The 18,074-nt window shown below is 52.4% G+C and carries 14 protein-coding genes; 8 read left to right on the forward strand and 6 right to left on the reverse strand.

Going from position 1 to position 18,074, the window contains the following annotated elements; genetic code table 11:
- The first annotated feature begins 194 nt into the window (after positions 1-194).
- The 5 genes from nrdA (at position 195) to IG609_RS14625 (ending at position 5,496) form a co-directional block, all read left to right on the forward strand.
- Positions 195-2,480 (forward strand): class 1a ribonucleoside-diphosphate reductase subunit alpha, encoded by a 2,286-nt coding sequence (gene nrdA, locus IG609_RS14605; RefSeq protein WP_193397526.1) that lies wholly within the window; start codon positions 195-197, stop codon positions 2,478-2,480.
- Positions 2,481-2,603: 123 nt separating this feature from the next.
- Positions 2,604-3,734: a class Ia ribonucleoside-diphosphate reductase subunit beta gene (gene nrdB, locus IG609_RS14610; RefSeq protein WP_193397527.1), complete on the forward strand. Its 1,131-nt coding sequence runs from the start codon at positions 2,604-2,606 to the stop codon at positions 3,732-3,734.
- 3 nt (positions 3,735-3,737) lie between these two features.
- Positions 3,738-3,998, forward strand: a complete 261-nt coding sequence (gene yfaE, locus IG609_RS14615; RefSeq protein WP_102116736.1) for a class I ribonucleotide reductase maintenance protein YfaE — start codon at positions 3,738-3,740, stop codon at positions 3,996-3,998.
- 128 nt (positions 3,999-4,126) lie between these two features.
- Entirely contained in the window at positions 4,127-5,041 is a 915-nt protein-coding gene (locus tag IG609_RS14620; RefSeq protein WP_039274670.1) for an SPFH domain-containing protein, read from the forward strand.
- Positions 5,041-5,496, forward strand: a complete 456-nt coding sequence (locus IG609_RS14625; RefSeq protein WP_193397528.1) for an NfeD family protein — start codon at positions 5,041-5,043, stop codon at positions 5,494-5,496. The genes IG609_RS14620 and IG609_RS14625 overlap by 1 nt, the downstream gene beginning before the upstream one ends.
- Before the next feature lie 56 nt (positions 5,497-5,552).
- Here the strand turns inward: IG609_RS14625 and cueR are convergent, their stop codons facing one another.
- Positions 5,553-5,954, reverse strand: coding sequence for a Cu(I)-responsive transcriptional regulator (gene cueR, locus IG609_RS14630; protein WP_193397529.1), 402 nt, complete (start codon positions 5,952-5,954; stop codon positions 5,553-5,555).
- 116 nt (positions 5,955-6,070) lie between these two features.
- Here cueR and copA point away from each other — a divergent pair, with 116 nt between their 5' ends.
- The 3 genes from copA to ybaK all read left to right on the forward strand — a co-directional run bounded on the left by copA (position 6,071) and on the right by ybaK (position 10,336).
- On the forward strand, positions 6,071-8,794 hold the full coding sequence (copA, locus tag IG609_RS14635) for a copper-exporting P-type ATPase CopA (protein WP_193397530.1): 2,724 nt from the start codon (positions 6,071-6,073) through the stop codon (positions 8,792-8,794).
- A 174-nt stretch (positions 8,795-8,968) separates the two neighbouring features.
- Positions 8,969-9,787 carry a TraB/GumN family protein gene (locus IG609_RS14640; RefSeq protein WP_193397531.1) on the forward strand — a complete coding sequence of 273 codons (819 nt, stop codon included), beginning with the start codon at positions 8,969-8,971 and terminating at the stop codon, positions 9,785-9,787.
- Positions 9,788-9,856: 69 nt separating this feature from the next.
- The gene (gene ybaK / locus IG609_RS14645) at positions 9,857-10,336 is read left to right on the forward strand and encodes a Cys-tRNA(Pro)/Cys-tRNA(Cys) deacylase YbaK (protein ID WP_014914564.1); all 480 of its coding nucleotides are present in this window, start codon (positions 9,857-9,859) and stop codon (positions 10,334-10,336) included.
- 108 nt (positions 10,337-10,444) lie between these two features.
- On the opposite strand, the gene IG609_RS14650 is transcribed toward ybaK, so the two are convergent.
- The 5 genes from IG609_RS14650 to IG609_RS14670 form a co-directional block, all read right to left on the reverse strand.
- On the reverse strand, positions 10,445-11,827 hold the full coding sequence (locus IG609_RS14650) for a glycoside hydrolase family 28 protein (RefSeq protein ID WP_193397532.1): 1,383 nt from the start codon (positions 11,825-11,827) through the stop codon (positions 10,445-10,447).
- 281 nt (positions 11,828-12,108) lie between these two features.
- On the reverse strand, positions 12,109-13,110 hold the full coding sequence (gene yjiA, locus IG609_RS14655; protein ID WP_193397533.1) for a GTPase: 1,002 nt from the start codon (positions 13,108-13,110) through the stop codon (positions 12,109-12,111).
- A gap of 16 nt (positions 13,111-13,126) precedes the next feature.
- The gene (locus IG609_RS14660) at positions 13,127-13,330 is read right to left on the reverse strand and encodes a YbdD/YjiX family protein (RefSeq protein ID WP_005976130.1); all 204 of its coding nucleotides are present in this window, start codon (positions 13,328-13,330) and stop codon (positions 13,127-13,129) included.
- A gap of 145 nt (positions 13,331-13,475) precedes the next feature.
- A complete protein-coding gene (locus IG609_RS14665) occupies positions 13,476-15,629 on the reverse strand; it encodes a carbon starvation CstA family protein (RefSeq protein ID WP_193397534.1) in 2,154 nt (717 codons plus the stop codon).
- Between the two features lie 310 nt (positions 15,630-15,939).
- A complete protein-coding gene (locus IG609_RS14670) occupies positions 15,940-17,946 on the reverse strand; it encodes a discoidin domain-containing protein (protein ID WP_193400103.1) in 2,007 nt (668 codons plus the stop codon).
- Positions 17,947-18,074 lie beyond the last annotated feature (128 nt).

An 18,074-nucleotide genomic window follows, 5' to 3' on the forward strand; every position in this document is an offset into this window, starting at 1 on the left:
CGGTTCGGCAACCTGAAATTAACACCAAAATCAAGCCTTGTACTCAAACGAATCCAGACTAAAATACTCACCATGTAGTAGCCATTTATTAAAAAATATCTATATCTAGTATTTATCCACAGAGTTAGTCACAGAGGCACGTCTGTGAATAAACAGGGGATATTTTTTATTTTCACCAATAGGTAAATCCCAACATGAACCAGAGCTTGCTCGTTACCAAGCGCGATGGCAGTAAAGAAAAAATCAATTTGGATAAAATCCACCGCGTCATTACCTGGGCCGCAGAAGGTTTACACAATGTCTCCGTTTCTCAGGTCGAACTGCGTTCACACATTCAGTTTTATGACAGCATCAAAACCTCTGATATCCATGAAACCATCATTAAGGCCGCAGCCGATCTGATCTCCCGCGAAAGCCCAGATTATCAATATCTGGCTGCGCGTCTGGCTATCTTCCATCTGCGTAAGAAAGCCTACGGCCAGTTTGAGCCGCCTGCTCTGCTGACCCACGTCACCAAAATGGTCGATCTGGGCAAATACGATAAGCACCTGCTGGAAGATTATAGCCAAGAAGAATTCGCCCAGATGGACGCTTTCATCGATCACTGGCGTGACATGAATTTCTCCTATGCGGCGGTAAAACAGCTGGAAGGGAAATACCTGGTACAAAACCGCGTCACCGGTGATATCTACGAAAGCGCCCAGTTCCTGTACATTCTGGTCGCCGCCTGCCTGTTCTCCGGCTACCCACGCGAGACGCGTCTGAATTACGTTAAACGTTTTTATGACGCGATCTCGACGTTCAAAATTTCTCTGCCGACGCCAATCATGGCGGGCGTGCGTACGCCAACACGTCAGTTCAGTTCTTGCGTGCTGATTGAATGCGGCGACAGTCTGGATTCCATCAACGCGACCTCCAGCGCGATCGTAAAATACGTTTCCCAGCGTGCCGGTATCGGCATCAACGCGGGCCGCATTCGTGCGCTCGGCAGCCCAATTCGCGGTGGTGAAGCCTTCCACACCGGCTGTATTCCTTTCTATAAACACTTCCAGACAGCAGTGAAATCCTGCTCTCAGGGCGGCGTACGCGGCGGGGCTGCCACGCTGTTCTATCCGCTGTGGCATCTGGAAGTGGAAAGCCTGCTGGTACTGAAAAACAACCGTGGCGTAGAAGGCAACCGCGTTCGTCACCTCGACTACGGCGTGCAGTTGAACAAACTGATGTATCAGCGTCTGGTAAAAGGTGAAGAGATCACGCTGTTCAGCCCGTCTGACGTGCCGGGACTGTACGATGCTTTCTTCGCCGATCAGGATGAATTCGAGCGTCTGTATGTGCAATATGAGCAGGATAGCAGCATCCGCAAACAACGCATCAAAGCAGTCGAACTGTTCTCCCTGATGATGCAGGAACGCGCGTCTACAGGCCGTATCTATATCCAGAACGTTGACCACTGCAACACGCACAGCCCGTTCGATCCGCAGATTGCCCCCGTTCGCCAGTCCAACTTGTGTCTGGAGATCGCATTACCGACCAAACCGTTGAATGACGTGAATGATGAAAACGGTGAAATCGCGCTGTGTACGCTGTCTGCTTTCAACCTCGGCGCCATCAATAGCTTAGACGATTTGGAAGATCTTGCGACGCTGGCCGTGCGTGCGCTGGATGCGCTGCTGGATTATCAGGATTACCCGATCAAGGCCGCAGAACGTGGTGCGATGGGTCGCCGTACGTTGGGTATTGGCGTCATCAACTTCGCCTACTATCTGGCGAAAAACGGTGTGCGCTACTCCGACGGCAGCGCCAACGGTCTGACACACAAGACATTTGAAGCTATTCAGTACTATCTGCTGAAGGCGTCGAATGTGCTGGCACGCGAACAAGGTGCTTGCCCGTGGTTCAATGAAACCACCTATTCGCAGGGTATTTTGCCTATCGATACCTATAAACGCGATCTGGATGCGATTTGCAACGAACCGCTGCATCTCGACTGGGAAGCGCTGCGTAACGACATCAAAGAGTACGGTCTGCGTAACTCCACGCTGTCTGCACTGATGCCGTCTGAGACCTCATCTCAGATCTCCAACGCCACCAACGGTATTGAACCACCGCGCGGCCACATCAGCGTCAAAGCGTCCAAAGACGGCATTCTGCGCCAAGTGGTGCCGGAATACGAAACGCTGAAGGATTCTTACGAACTGCTGTGGGATATGCCAAATAACGACGGCTATCTGCAACTGGTTGGTTTGATGCAGAAGTTTGTCGATCAGGCGATCTCTTCCAACACCAACTACGATCCATCACGTTTCGCATCAGGTCGAGTCCCGATGAAACAGCTGCTGAAGGATCTGGTCACGGCCTACAAATTCGGCGTTAAAACGCTGTATTACCAAAACACCCGTGACGGCGCGGAAGATGTACAAGACGACCTGCTGGCAGAACCGCAGGACGACGGCTGCGAAGGCGGCGCGTGTAAGATTTAAGCCAATAATGAAAGGCTGCCGATGCAGCCTTTCTCTTTTATCGCAAACGTCGCTGCCCGCCCTTTATGGGTGCTTCACTCGCGGCGTTAAAAAATGCTCTCGGCATTTTTTTTGGAGAGACTCATGGCCTATACCACTTTTTCACAGAATAAAAATGACCAGTTGTTAGAACCCATGTTCTTCGGCCAGTCGGTTAACGTTGCGCGTTTCGATCAGCAAAAATATGAAATTTTCGAAAAACTGATCGAAAAACAGCTGTCCTTCTTCTGGCGTCCAGAAGAAGTCGACGTGTCCCGCGATCGCATCGACTATCAGGCACTGCCCGACCATGAAAAGCATATCTTCATCAGCAACCTGAAATACCAAACGCTGCTGGATTCGATTCAGGGGCGTAGCCCAAACGTAGCGCTGCTGCCGCTGATTTCTATCCCTGAGCTGGAAACCTGGGTGGAAACCTGGGCTTTCTCGGAAACCATTCACTCACGTTCCTACACACACATCATTCGTAATATCGTGAACGATCCATCGCTGGTGTTTGACGATATCGTAACAAACGAAGAAATTCTGAAGCGTGCCAAGGATATCTCCAGTTACTACGATTCGCTGATTGAGATGACCAGCTACTATCACCTGCTGGGTGAAGGGACACATCAGGTTAACGGTAAGACCGTGACCGTGGACCTGTATGCACTGAAAAAGCAGTTGTATATCTGTCTGATGAGCGTAAACGCGCTGGAAGCGATTCGCTTCTACGTTAGCTTCGCCTGCTCGTTTGCTTTTGCAGAACGCGAGCTGATGGAAGGGAATGCCAAAATCATCAAGCTGATCGCCCGCGACGAAGCGCTGCACCTGACCGGCACGCAACACATGCTGAACCTAATGCGTTCCGGCCATGACGACCCAGAAATGGCCCAAATTGCCGAAGAGTGTCAGCAAGAGTGTTATGACCTGTTCGTGCTCGCTGCTCAGCAAGAAAAAGAGTGGGCTGAATACCTGTTCCGCGACGGTTCGATGATTGGCCTGAACAAAGATATTCTGTGCCAGTACGTGGAATACATTACCAACATCCGCATGCAGGCGGTTGGGCTGCCGCTGCCGTTCCAGACGCGCACGAACCCCATCCCCTGGATCAACGCCTGGCTGGTGTCCGATAACGTGCAGGTCGCACCACAGGAAGTCGAAGTCAGCTCCTATCTGGTCGGTCAGATCGATTCAGAAATCAGCGACGACGACCTAAGCGATTTCCAACTGTAATTTATGAGCAATCCAACGATCACGCTGCGCACATCCGGTGCGCAGTTTTCCTGTTCAGACGACGGCCCTTCCCTGCTGGATGTGCTGGAATCCAACCGAGTCAGCATTGAATATCAGTGCCGCTCAGGCTATTGCGGTTCCTGCCGTCTACGTCTGATAAAAGGCAGAGTGGCATATCGTCAAACCCCACTGGCCTGTATCCAACAGGATGAAATCCTCCCCTGCTGCTGTATGCCGCAGGGCGACATTGAACTCGATATCTAATTCCCGCCACTCCCCCTACAGCTCTCGCTGGCGGGCGCATTTCCTGCCCGCATTCATACTCAAGTGCGTTACACTATCTGCAGACATTGTCTTTCGACTGATATAAAACAGCTTGGAGGTTTTAAAACATGCTTACCGTCATTCCTATTTTGATCTTTGTTGCACTCATCATCGTCTGGTCAGGCATCAAAATCGTACCTCAGGGATACCAATGGACTGTGGAACGGTTTGGTCGCTATACCAAAACGCTGATGCCAGGGCTGAATCTGGTCGTGCCGTTTATGGATCGCGTTGGTCGTAAAATCAACATGATGGAACAAGTATTAGACATCCCCTCTCAGGAAATTATCTCACGCGATAACGCCAATGTGGCTATTGATGCCGTGTGTTTTATTCAGGTGATCGATCCCGCACGAGCCGCCTATGAAGTTAGCAATCTGGAACAGGCTATCGTGAACCTCACCATGACCAACTTCCGTACGGTGCTGGGTTCCATGGAGCTGGACGAAATGCTGTCTCAGCGCGATAGCATCAACACCCGCTTGCTGCACATTGTTGATGAAGCCACAAACCCGTGGGGCGTGAAAATCACCCGTATTGAAATCCGCGACGTCCGCCCGCCCGCGGAACTGATTGCAGCCATGAATGCGCAGATGAAAGCAGAGCGTAACAAGCGTGCCGATATTCTGGAAGCCGAAGGGGTGCGTCAAGCCGCGATCCTGAAAGCTGAAGGGGAAAAACAGTCGCAGATTCTGAAGGCCGAAGGCCAGCGCCAATCCGCCTTCCTGGAAGCCGAAGCACGTGAGCGTGCAGCCGAAGCGGAAGCGCAGGCGACTAAAATGGTGTCCGAAGCCATCGCAGCAGGTAACATTCAGGCGATTAACTACTTTGTTGCCCAGAAATATACTGACGCGTTGCAACAGATTGGTTCTTCCAATAACAGCAAAGTGATCATGATGCCACTGGAAGCCAGCAATCTGATGGGCGCCATTGGCGGGATTACGGAGCTGATTAAAGACAGCAAAGATAGCAGAGGTCACTAATGGGCATTGAACTGGTGATGGAAAATGCGCACTGGTTCTGGCTGTCGCTTGGCGGCCTGCTGTTAGCCGCCGAAATGCTGGGCGCCAGTGGCTATTTGCTGTGGAGCGGTTTATCAGCGGTATTGGTTGGGCTACTAACGTGGGTCATGCCGATGGGCTGGCCATGGCAGGGAACGATTTTTGCCATTCTGACGATCGTTACGGCACTGCTCTGGTGGTATTGGCTGCGCAAACGGACGCTGTCACGCCCGCAATCGACACTCAACCAGCGCGGGCAGCAACTGATTGGCCTGCGCGCTACGCTGACCGATCCAGTGATCAACGGTTTCGGCCGAGTAAACATCGGCGACAGCAGTTGGCGCGTGAAATCAGAGCAAGATCTGCCCATCGGCACGCGGGTTGAAGTGGTTGCCGTTGACGGTATCACGCTGCATGTGCACCCGACCACGCACTAACATAACCCATTATTTGGGGGAGCCTGTCTCCCCTTTGTGACACTAGCCTTTTTGACCTAGTCTTTTTGACAACAGCCCGCCAGATTGTTGATTATCGGACACTCCGAGCCACCATCTCCTGGGCACTGTTCCGCCAGGGCCAGTAAATGTTCACGCATCGTTTTCAGCTCTTCGATATGCATCTCGATTTCCTGCACTTTCTGCAAGGTTCGCGCTTTTACATCCGCACTTCGCCGCAGCGGATCGTTAAATAACGTCACCAGCTCTCGGCATTCATCCAGATTAAAACCAACCTGACGCGCCTGACGCAGCAGCGTCAGCTCTTCGACATGATGTTCGTCGTAGCTGCGGTAACCATTTTCAGAACGCAGCGGCGTAGTCAGAAGTTCTTTCTCTTCATAGAAGCGAATGGTTTTACTGCTAAGACCGGTTTTTTTCGCAACATCACTGATATTCATGATTTCCCCCTTGACCCTCCCCTTGCTAGAAGGTTTACCTTACCCAATAACTAGTAGAAATCAGATGGCCGGTCAACGTCTTTCACCGCCGGCTGTGATCACGGGAGAAAATTATTATGTCTCAAACTATCGTGTTGTCATTGCAGGGACTGACCTGCGGACACTGTGTCCAACGCGTTAAAAAAGCATTGGATGCGCTGCCTGCGGTCGAACAAACCGACGTCACCCAACAGTACGCCAGCGTCAGCGGCAACATTGATTCGCAGACGTTGATCGACACCATTGAACAGGCCGGCTACGAAGCACAGCTTGCTACCACGCCGGATGTGTCCCTCCAGCTTTCCGGCCTGAGTTGCAATCACTGCGTCGCCGCTACGCGTAAAGTGCTGGAAGCCATTCCCGGCGTCGTGGCGACGGATGTCACCAAAGAGCAGGCAACCGTGTACGGCAACGTTGAGGCCACGACACTAATTAGTGCCATTGAAGAAGCCGGCTATCACGCCAGCGTGCAGGAGAACGTTCACCCAAAAACTGAGCCGCTGGCACAGGTAGCGACGACGCCGGAAGCGCTGCCAGCGGCCGAGAGTACTCTTCCGGCAACAACAATACATGCCCCCCGCGATGACGACAGCGTGCAGCTCCTGCTTCAGGGCATGAGCTGCGCCAGCTGCGTAAACCGTGTACAGACAGCGCTGCAAAACGTCAGCGGCGTCACACAGGCGCGCGTCAATCTGGCCGAGCGCAGCGCGTTGGTCAGCGGTCACGCCGAACCGGAAGCGCTGATTGCTGCCGTTGAGCAAGCGGGTTATGGCGCGGAAATTATTCAGGACGAAGAAGAACGCCGCGCGCGCCAGCAGCAGACGTCTCAGCAGGCTATTCGCCGTTTCCAATGGCAGGCCGCGCTGGGATTGCTGCTCGGTGTACCGCTAATGCTGTGGGGCGTGCTGGGCGGCAGCATGAGTCTGACGCCAGAAAGCCAAACGCCGTGGCTGGTCATCGGTATTTTGACGCTGGCGGTGATGGTGTTCGCTGGCAATCATTTTTACCGTAATGCCTGGCGCAGCCTGAAAAATGGTACGGCAACCATGGATACACTGGTCGCGCTGGGAACGGGTGCCGCCTGGCTTTACTCTATTACCGTTAACCTGTGGCCGGATCTTTTCCCGATGGCGGCGCGTCACCTTTACTATGAAGCCAGCGCCATGATCATCGGTTTAATCAACCTCGGTCATGCGCTGGAACAGCGCGCTCGTCAGCGATCTTCTCGTGCGCTGGAACGGCTGCTGGATTTGACGCCCCCCACCGCCCGCGTCGTGACGCTGGAAGGTGAGAAATCCATTCCGCTGTCCGACGTGCAGTCCGGCATGACGCTGCGCCTGACAACCGGCGATCGTATTCCTGTCGACGGTGAGATTTTGCAAGGTGAAGTGTGGGTGGATGAAGCCATGCTGACCGGTGAACCGATCCCGCAAGCCAAAACGTCCGGCGATACGGTTCACGCCGGCACGCTGGTTTCCGACGGCAGCGTCCTTTTTCGTGCAGACGCAATCGGCAACCAAACCACCCTATCGCGAATCATCCGACTGGTCAGGCAGGCGCAAAGCAGCAAACCCGCTATCGGCCAGTTGGCGGATCGTATTTCTGCCGTGTTTGTTCCCGTCGTCGTGGCTATCGCGCTTCTCAGCGGTGCAGTCTGGTTCTTCGTGGGGCCGCAGCCACAGATGGTCTACACGCTCATTATCGTCACGACCGTCCTGATCATTGCTTGCCCTTGTGCGCTTGGGCTGGCAACGCCGATGTCGATTATTTCCGGCGTCGGACGTGCCGCGGAGTTTGGCGTGCTGGTGCGTGATGCCGATGCCTTGCAGCAGGCCAGCACGCTGGATGTGCTGGTGTTTGACAAAACCGGCACGCTAACCGAAGGGCAGCCTCGCGTCGTGGCAGTTCATACTTTCGGTGACGTAACGGAAGCACAGGCGCTGGCCTGGGCGGCTTCGCTGGAGCAAGGCTCGAATCACCCACTGGCAAAAGCGATTCTTGAACGCGCAGAGAATTTGACGCTCACCCCAGCCGAACAGTTCCGTACGCTGCGCGGCCTCGGCGTCAGTGGCAAGATCGGCGACGCCGATCTGCTGCTGGGGAATCCGGCACTGCTCAAACAGCATCAGATCGATATCACTGCAGGTGAAGCGCTGATCAATGAACAGGCTCAGCACGGCATCACACCGGTACTACTTGCGGCGAATGGTCACATCATTGCGGTGTTATCTATCCACGATCCGCTGCGAACGGATAGCGTCAGCGCCTTACAGCGTCTCCACCAGCAGGGCTATCAGCTCGTCATGCTAACGGGGGACAATCCGCTTACGGCGAAGAGCATCGCGAAAGACGCGGGTATCGATCAGGTGATCGCTGGGGTGCTGCCAGACGGCAAAGCAGAGGCCATCAAAAAGCTACAGGCTCAGGGCAAACGTGTGGCGATGATTGGCGATGGAATCAACGATGCACCGGCACTGGCACAGGCCGATGTCGGTATCGCAATGGGCGGCGGCAGCGATATCGCGATTGAAACCGCCGCTATCACGCTGATGCGCCACAGCCTGCACGGCGTCGCCGATGCGCTGGCGCTCTCCAATGCCACGTTGCGCAATATGAAGCAAAACCTGCTGGGCGCGTTTATCTATAACTCGCTGGGGATTCCCATTGCCGCAGGCGTACTCTACCCGCTGACGGGAACGCTACTTAGCCCGGTGGTGGCCGGTGCCGCGATGGCGCTCTCCTCCATCACGGTAGTCAGCAACGCCAACCGCCTGCTGCGTTTTAAACCTAAACGTCAGTAATGCAAACGCGGCACGTCTCAACAACGTGCCGCGTTTTCCTTTGCTAAATATCGTCACGATTTTTCTCGCCTGTAGCCAGACCAATTCAACCGCGCTCATTCCAGCTTCGGTATACCTTGTATTGTTCCGCGTCTAGCGTTTAGCATAGTTATTCCATATCAGGAGACGGAACCCATGGGGCAACTGCTGCGTAGAATCGCGACTTTTTTTGGCTTTATCTCACCGCTGGCTTATGCCTACCCGGCGATAGACGTTCAGCTTGCCAATGAACGGCAACTGCATCTGGTCGGTAGTATTCATATGGGTAGCAAAGATATGGCACCGCTGCCCGATACGCTGCTGCAACAGCTCCGGCAGGCGACCGCACTTATCGTCGAAGCTGATATATCCGATTCACATTCCCCCTTCGGCCACAGTGACGCCGAGTCGCCGCTCATGCAGCGCCTTAGCTCGGAAAACTACCACCAACTGCAAAAAATTTGTGAGTCGCTTTCTTTCGATGAGAGCAATATCAGTACGCTGCCGGCCTGGCAGGCCGCACTGATGCTGCAAGCGAGACAGGCGCAGCTGCTGGGCTTACGTCCCGACTACGGCATCGATTATCAGTTAATCAACGCCGCGAAATCTCACGGTATTCAGGTTATCGAGCTGGAAGGTCAGCAGACGCAGGTTGATTTATTACAACAACTGCCGCAGGGCGGCCTGCTGTTGCTAGAGGATACGATTAAACACTGGCGCACCAACGCGCATTTGCTACAAACGATGGTCGGTTGGTGGCTAGACAGCAGGCCCGGCAAATATACGCCGGATATCCCCGCGACGTTCAGCAATGAAATGACCGACCTGCTGATGGGTCAGCGTAACCGCCGCTGGCAACAGCAGCTTCAGGCGTTACCACCCGGCAATTACGTTGTGGCCGTAGGCGCATTGCATCTGTATGGCGATGAGAATTTACCCACGCTGCTCAAAAACGGTCATACCGCAACTCCATGAAAAACACGTTATGGCGCGTAACCGCGTCCGCAAGATAAAGCCCGCTACAGGGTTAAGGATAGTGAAATCATGACACCCGCAGTCAATCTGCTCGAAAAGAACAAAGTCGCCTTTACGCTACACAGCTACCACCACGACAGCGACGAAACCAATTTTGGCGAAGAAGCGGCCAGAAAGCTGGGGCTGAATAAAGAACAGGTGTATAAAACGCTGCTCGTTTCTCTGAATGGTGATGCAAAAAATCTCGCCGTGGCCGTCACGCCAGTCGCCGGCATGCTGGATCTCAAGAAAGTCGCTCGCGCGCTGTCGGCCAAAAAAGCGGATATGGCCGATCCGATCATCGCTCAACGAGTCACTGGTTATCTGGTTGGTGGAATAAGCCCGCTGGGGCAAAAGAAACTGCTGCCGACCGTGATTGATGAACCGGCGCGCCAGTTCGGTACTATTTTCATTTCCGGTGGTAAACGTGGGTTGGATATTGAGCTGTCAGCCGACGATCTGGCACGCCTGCTGCGCGCTACTTTTGCCGATATCGCCAAGCATGATTAATGCCCGCCATTAAACGAACATAACCAGCCAGGCGATGTAGCATCAAAGCGAAGCAGATAGCAGAGGACTCCACGGCCAGTGTGTCCCCTGCTACCGCTTCATAATCGATTACTGATCGACTTTCGCCCCTTTATCCAACTGCATCACCGGGCCTTCTTTCACATTCAGCGCCAAGCCTTTGGTTTGCAGTTCCGCATTCCTCACGCGGATACCTTTATCCGCATCGATACGCACGTTATCAAAGTGGAAACCACTGAGCGGCGCTTCCGGTACGCCGATGATATATGCAGCAGCCTTAGTCTTACCGGTCGACTCCAGATTCTCGATCGTCACATTGCTGAAATGCGGCGTCTTGTACTGATCAAACGGCTGCTCTGGATCGGTATCCGGCGGGTAAATTTGCTCCCCCATCGTGAAGCCGCCTTCGGCCAGCATCTTGTCTACTTCAGCCTGCACAATCGGCGCAGCTTTGTAGTAAGCGGCAAAGACCAGCGGGATTTCAACATCCACCATTTTGATATTACGGTAAGTGATGTTTTTCACTTCTCCGCCTTTACCACGCAGGGTTTTAATGCGGATACCGTACATGGAACCTTCAAACTGGTTATTTTCAACCAGCACGTTATTCACGCCACCGGAGGTTTCGCTGCCGATAGAGATGCCGCGCCCCTGCTTCAGGATATTGTTGGCGATATAGATGTTATCCACGACGCCATTCGGGAAGCGGCTATCCGGCTTCTCGGCTTTTATCGCGATGTGGTCGTCATTACAATCGATATAGTTGTTGGTAATACGGATATTCTGGCTGTCGATCGGGTCGATAGCATCGGTGTTTGGCGCATGCCACGGCGACAAAATCCGAGTACCGTTCACATCCACATCATGCGAGTAACGCATCACAACGTGGAAACTCGGGGAGTGCGTGAGCGTAACGCCGTCCACCAGCACGTTACTAGAGCTTTTGATATAAATCAGACGTGGACGATCGGTGCCGCCTTTCTTACCGGTTGCACGAATATTCTCGCGCCAGCGTTCCCACCAGACAGCGCCTTGTCCATCAATCGTGCCCTGCCCAGTGATAGCCACATTCTGTGCATCGGCAATACTGATAAAGGGAAGCCAGCCATTTTCCGCTTCAGCGTACTTGGTTTGTTCCGTCGCGCGATACGCCGCCACTTCGGTCGATGCAACGATGGTCGCATCTTTTGCCAGATCCAGTCTGATGTTACTTTTCAGGAACAGCGGATCGACCAGATAGTTACCGCGAGGAACATGTACCGTTCCGCCGCCGGCCGCAGCACAATCATCAATCGCTTTCTGGAAGGCTTGGGTATTCAGTGCGATCTGTAGGCGGTGGCCCTCGGCCCCGTATTGCGTGACGTCACAGATTTTATCCGGGAATTTTACGGAACTGGCCGCTTGTGCCGAACCAGCCTGAATACCCAACGTGATGCAGGAAGCCATTAATGACAGAGCAAGACCACTACGCATACTTAACCCCACTAAATAATGAAATATCGTTTTAATAAAATACCACCAACATTCCATTAAAAAGTAAGAGGCGATCACGTTTTAGATGTATTCGTAATAATTACAATAAGGTAGGTTTTTTTTCGTGCAATTGCCCTATTTCCATCCTGCGAATCTGCCTATGGCAGAAGCCCCCCCTTGTCAGGCCGCGCGTCGCGTAAGCAGATCAAGGGATGTAAAAGAAAGTAGGATCGGGGGAGTGGTGCTGGCCTGAACGACCAGCACAGAGAAAATAAATAGCGTCATACCGTCAGGCAAGCGAAAGCGTCTCGGATTTCCTGTTCAGGTAAATCGACGCCAATAAACACCAGCACACTCTTTCTTTCTTCATCAGGCTGCCATTCTCTGTCCCAGTCAGCGCTATACAAGCGCTGAACGCCCTGAAACAGCAGGCGACGCTCATCACCGTTGATGGCCAGAATACCTTTATAACGCAGCAGATTATCGGAGAATTGCAGTAGCAGGTTTTCCATCACATCGGAAACAGACTGAAGCTCAACCGCCTTATCGAGATACACAACGATTGATTGCACGTTATTTTGCGTAGGAGCAACAAAGCGAAATACGGGCGTTTTCACGTCCAGCTTGTCGCTGAGGACATTATCGCCAAGAACAAAACCATCGATGTTAAACAGCACGCTCAGATCGATATCGCCGTGTACCACAGGGTAGATCGGTGCACGCGCATTGATCCGCTGAAGACGCGGTAGCAGCGTTTCGTCTTCGGCTGCCACGTCGGTTTTGGTTAGCAGTATGCGGTCGGCATAGCCAATCTGCGACTGGGCGATAGTGAACTGATCGAGCTGTTGCTGCGCATGTACGGCATCCACCAGCGTAATAATCCCGTCCAGCACAAAGCGTTCACAGATAACGTCATGCGAGAAGAAGGTCTGCGCCACCGGCCCTGGATCGGCCATACCGGTGCATTCAATGATGACGTGATCAAAATCCAACGTACAGTTATCCACGCCATCGACCAGATCGAGCAGCGCATCGGCCAGTTCATTAGACTGCGTGCAACAGATGCAGCCGTTGCTCAGCGTCGTAATCTGGCTCGCCCGTTCGCCGATTAACGTATTATCAATCGGGACTTCGCCGAATTCGTTTTCAATTACGGCAATCTTGTAGCCGTGCTCGGCATTCAGAATATGCCGTAATAAGGTCGTTTTTCCTGCACCGAGAAACCCGGTCAGAATAGTGACATACACGGGTTTAGCCACATCAGATGATAAAGGTTGAGTCATAACAGGTCCCAAGTCGTTAACAGCAGCGCATCCCGCCTTTGCCGTCTCCACCGTAGCGCGCCTGCTGGCGTTCGCGGAAGAATTCTTCGTACGTCATCGCAGGTTTATCGGGATGATTAGTCTGCATATGCTGCACATAGGTATCATAATCTGGCATACCGACCAGCATACGCGCCGCCTGGCCCAAATATTTTCCTGCTTTTCCCAGATTGCCAAACATCATTACCTCCAGACCATCGCCTGCAATAGCGGCTAGATAAAAAATACCCTGTATAACGTTATACATTATACAGGGTATCTGTACCCGTCATCTTTCACGTTCAGCCTTGCTAGCTGTCTCGCAAAATCTGACGGGCGCGAATCACTTAGTGGCCGGAAGAGACTTTCACGCCACCTTCAGGAACCGGAACATACGGGGTTTCCTGATCGGTACGCTCAGCCACTTTACGTGCAGCCAGTGCCGCTTTAATACCGTACGCAATAATACTGTACACCACGATCAGGAACAGAATGCTCAGACCAGCGTTGGTATAGTTATTGGTCACGATGTGGTTCATGTTCGAGATCTGCTGCGCGCTCAGATTGGCACCACCTTCCGCAATTTTGCCCTTGAACATGTTCGCCATGTAGAAGAAGCCTTCCAACTGAGGATTGTCGCTGAACAGTTTCAGACCCAGCGCCCAGGTAGTACAAATCAGCAGCCAAATCGCCGGAACCAGCGTTACCCAGATGTACTGCGTACGTTTCATCTTAATCAGGATAACCGTACCCAGAATCAGCGCCACGGCAGCCAGCATTTGGTTAGAGATACCGAACAACGGCCACAGACTCTTCACACCGCCCAATGGATCAACCACGCCTTGATACAGCAGGTAGCCCCACAGACCGACGCAGCCCGCCGTACCGATCATACCGGCAATCAGAGAGTCGGTTTTCTTCAGGAACGGAACGAAGTTACCCAACAGGTCTTGCAGCATGAAGCGACCTGCACGCGTCCCCGCATCCAGCGCCGTCAGAATGAACAGCGCTTCAAACAGAATACCGAAGTGATACCAGAAGCCCATGTTGGCACCAGGAATGATCTGGTGGAACACGTGTGCGATACCGACAGCCAGCGTAGGTGCACCGCCTGCACGGTTCAGAACGGAAGGTTCACCGATGTCTTTCGCCGTTTGCATAATCTGCTCAGGAGAAATAACGAAGCCCCAAGAGCTCACGGTCGCCGCCGCGTGTGCGGATACGTCCTGCAGTTGTGCCAGAATCATCGGCGCATCTGCTGTGCCCAGACGATGCAGATCCGGCATCGTAATACCCAGCGCCGCTGGCGGGGTATTCATCGCGAAGTACAGACCCGGTTCGATGATAGACGCCGCAACCAGCGCCATCACTGCCACGAAAGATTCCATCAGCATGGCACCGTAACCGATGAAACGCGCATCGTTTTCGTTAGCCATCAATTTCGGCGTAGTACCGGAAGCTATCAGCGCGTGGAAGCCAGATACGGCACCACAGGCAATAGTAATAAACAGGAACGGGAACAGCGTACCTTTCCAGACTGGACCGGTACCATCCACAAACTGCGTTACCGCTGGCATTTTCAGATCAGGATTCAGAATCACGATACCAATCGCCAGACCGACGATGACACCAATTTTCAGGAAGGTCGCCAGATAGTCACGCGGCGCCAGAATCAACCATACTGGCAGCAGTGCGGACACGAAGGCATAGCCAATCAACGTGTAGGTGATGGTGGTATCTTTGAATGTCAGCGCTGGGCCCCAGTACGGGTCATGTGCCACTACGCCACCAAACCAGATTGCCAGCACAAGCAGCACGATACCGATCACCGAGATTTCACCGACTTTACCCGGACGGATAAAGCGCATGTAAACGCCCATAAACAGCGCGATCGGCACCGTAGAACACACGGTAAAGACGCCCCATGGACTTTCTGCCAGTGCTTTCACCACGATCAGCGCCAGCACGGCAAGAATGATGATCATGATAAGGAAGCAGCCGAACAGCGCAATCGTACCCGGTACCGGGCCTAATTCCTTCTTAACGATTTCGCCTAACGACGCGCCGTTACGACGGGTCGAAATAAACAGCACCATGAAGTCCTGCACAGCACCTGCCAACACCACGCCGCCCAGCAGCCATAAGGTGCCCGGCAAGTAGCCGACCTGCGCAGCCAGTACCGGCCCAACCAGCGGACCCGCCCCTGCGATAGCGGCAAAGTGGTGTCCAAATAGGACGTTACGGTTCGTCGGCACATAGTTAAGACCGTCGTTATTCACAACGGCGGGGGTTGCTCTGGTCGGATCTAACTGCATGACTTTTTGTGCGATATACAGGCTGTAGTATCGATAAGCCACGAGGTAAACAGCGACAGAAGCAACAATAATCCATAATGCACTGATATGCTCACCGCGACGTAGTGCGACTACGCCGAGGCAAGCAGCCCCGATGATTCCAAGAATCATCCAAGGGATGTGTTTAAGCATGGCGTTGCTCTTCATAAGACATCCTTCAATTAAAAATCACAATCGTTTGATTTTGTTAGCTGTAGAAAAATAAACCCTGGTAATGCGTTGTGCGATAACGCGGGTTATCGCACATTTCGATAAAGAAAAATTTCGATAAAGGAAAATAGTGGCGGCACAATACGTCATCGCGTACGCGCGTAGAGGGGGTATTTAGGTAGGCGGTAAAATAGCGTACTAAGCGGTTAGAATGACGCCGTGAGTGGCGGGAAAGAAATTGGGCGGCATCAAAAAAAGAAAAGGCCGCGACGTCAGCGGCCAGTAGAGTGTTGAATGTGGTGAACGATTACGGAACCTGATACGCCAGTTTGTAATTACCTGCCGTTACGGTGCGGAATGTCACGCTGTCAGTACGCCAGCGGATTTCCACTTCCGCAGGCGACTGCACCTTCCAACTGGACGCATCGTTGACGTTCAGCACCAGTCGATCAATGGTCGCAACATCGGTGACCGGATCGGTGATATCGAGTGCAAACGCAAACGCGAGTGAGTCCGGCACACCATTATTGGATGCAAACAGCTGCGTCCACTGTGCCGCAGTAATAGCGCCGAGCTCGGCTGGCGTCATACCGTCCGCAATCAGTGCTTCTGCGCCTGCGGTATCGGCTGAAAGCGTACCCACATCAACCCACGCCCCGTTCCGCAAGGCATGCCAGTTAATCAGATCCCGTGTCACAGCGACACGCACCTTGCCGTTGCCCGTCTGCGTTGCGGTTAGTGTGGCGGCATTGATCTGTGCCCATGAACCCGCAGAGGCAGATAATAGAGATTTACTGATAACGATTTGTGAATTCGGGAGATACGTCAATTTAATATTGCGCTGATTCTCTGCGTGTACTGAGAACGGAGAAATAGCGGAAAAATCAGAGCCATTAATAGTTCCAGATGATGAAAATCCACGACTAAAGTCAGCCGTTGCAATATTCTCCAGCAATCCATTATTAACCGTATACCATGCATTATCATTGCCATTAATCAGCATGCGGCCATGGGGGAATAATTTAATGTTTTGTATAACAACATAGTTAGTATTTGGATTTGATTCAGTGATAATAATTCGGTATGACGCATACGCTACTGATGAGGATATTCTGTACTCTCTGATAATCCCAGCGTTACTATTCGTATCATTATTAACAGAATGAAGGGATTCCCATGTAATCCCATCATGACTGCCCTCAAATCGCCATGATCGTGGACTACTGATAACAGATGATAATCGATTCTGGATTGAATAACCGCCGATAGCTTCTGGGTTCGGTAGATCTACCCGCAGCCACTGAGGTTCTTCAGCTGTTGGTCCAACTTCAGAATTCCAAAAACCAGGATTGGTCGACGAAAACGCCATCCACCCAGAATATGCTGGAGTGTATATCGATGATGAAGAAATCGTATATCCGCTCGGAGATACATTTGATTCCATTTCAGGGATAATGGACGTTGTTTCCGTATCATCGATTGATAACGCTTTAGCTCCAGGTTTTATATCTGCAAAATATTCTCCACCTGATTCAACCAATTCGACAACCCCACCCATGTATGGCTGTGCTTGCCCATCAAAAATAACCGCATTCGTCGCGTTATAATTCGGCTCACTCGATGCATTAAAGTCATCAACAACGTAAGTTTGATTTACCGCACCTGCCTCTTCTTTCAGCGCGTACGCTGCAAGATTAAACGTATTTTGTGGACTAATGCTGAATGCGTGGTTTTCCCCTGCCGTTGCGCCCTGACGATCGGCAACGATATAGCCAGAACCGCCGCTGCCGGAACCACCAGCAGCACTGATGATGGTTTTCTCATTCACCGGGTTATAGCTCAGCGTCACACCGGCACCCGCTTCCAGCGAGGAATGGATAAGCTGTTTCGTTTTTTGCGTATAGTCGGTGATGTCCGCTGTGGTGTGCGTGTGATCTGCGGCCGCAACCCCCATTTGCGCTGGCGTCGGTGAAAAATCACCGCTGCCCAGCAGCGATTGACCAAAGAGCGTGCGGATAGTGGTGCCAGAAACTAGTGCATCCTGCTTTGCATTCCAAACTGCTTTTTCATCCGGTGAGGCAAATTTTCTGGTGGCGGTTTCGGTAATCTGATCGGCCGTATAGTCGCCGAGCTGTGCGGTTACAACGCCAGTTCGCCCAAATACTGAGGTAACGCCGGAAACACTGGGTTGCGGTTCGCATTCGTTATTTGAATGACAGCAGGAATGAGGATCAACTTGAATAGGAGGGTGAATGGTACACGTTGATTTTCCTGTACTGTCACAGACGTTGATTTCAATATTTACGCTTTGCATAGTGTTAATAACTCCGTTGATAAAAGACATCAGGAGTATCGATCGTTTGGCAGGGATATTATTTTAATGCACTTTAGTAAAGAAAATCTTTTCAACAAATAAAACAAGATAATTATATTATTTTACCT

The organism is Pectobacterium quasiaquaticum (assembly GCF_014946775.2).
In the GTDB taxonomy this organism is placed as follows: domain Bacteria; phylum Pseudomonadota; class Gammaproteobacteria; order Enterobacterales; family Enterobacteriaceae; genus Pectobacterium; species Pectobacterium aquaticum.

Bases quoted from the DNA above. Each gene is read 5' to 3' on its own strand.
- ybaK (WP_014914564.1), top strand. From the start codon at position 9,857: ATGACACCCGCAGTCAATCTGCTCGAAAAGAACAAAGTCGCCTTTACG.
- IG609_RS14650 (WP_193397532.1), bottom strand. From the start codon at position 11,827: ATGCGTAGTGGTCTTGCTCTGTCATTAATGGCTTCCTGCATCACGTTG.
- IG609_RS14625 (WP_193397528.1), top strand. From the start codon at position 5,041: ATGGGCATTGAACTGGTGATGGAAAATGCGCACTGGTTCTGGCTGTCG.
- IG609_RS14640 (WP_193397531.1), top strand. From the start codon at position 8,969: ATGGGGCAACTGCTGCGTAGAATCGCGACTTTTTTTGGCTTTATCTCA.
- yfaE (WP_102116736.1), top strand. From the start codon at position 3,738: ATGAGCAATCCAACGATCACGCTGCGCACATCCGGTGCGCAGTTTTCC.
- IG609_RS14665 (WP_193397534.1), bottom strand. From the start codon at position 15,629: ATGAAGAGCAACGCCATGCTTAAACACATCCCTTGGATGATTCTTGGA.
- cueR (WP_193397529.1), bottom strand. From the start codon at position 5,954: ATGAATATCAGTGATGTTGCGAAAAAAACCGGTCTTAGCAGTAAAACC.
- yjiA (WP_193397533.1), bottom strand. From the start codon at position 13,110: ATGACTCAACCTTTATCATCTGATGTGGCTAAACCCGTGTATGTCACT.
- IG609_RS14620 (WP_039274670.1), top strand. From the start codon at position 4,127: ATGCTTACCGTCATTCCTATTTTGATCTTTGTTGCACTCATCATCGTC.
- IG609_RS14660 (WP_005976130.1), bottom strand. From the start codon at position 13,330: ATGTTTGGCAATCTGGGAAAAGCAGGAAAATATTTGGGCCAGGCGGCG.
- IG609_RS14670 (WP_193400103.1), bottom strand. From the start codon at position 17,946: ATGCAAAGCGTAAATATTGAAATCAACGTCTGTGACAGTACAGGAAAA.
- nrdA (WP_193397526.1), top strand. From the start codon at position 195: ATGAACCAGAGCTTGCTCGTTACCAAGCGCGATGGCAGTAAAGAAAAA.
- nrdB (WP_193397527.1), top strand. From the start codon at position 2,604: ATGGCCTATACCACTTTTTCACAGAATAAAAATGACCAGTTGTTAGAA.
- copA (WP_193397530.1), top strand. From the start codon at position 6,071: ATGTCTCAAACTATCGTGTTGTCATTGCAGGGACTGACCTGCGGACAC.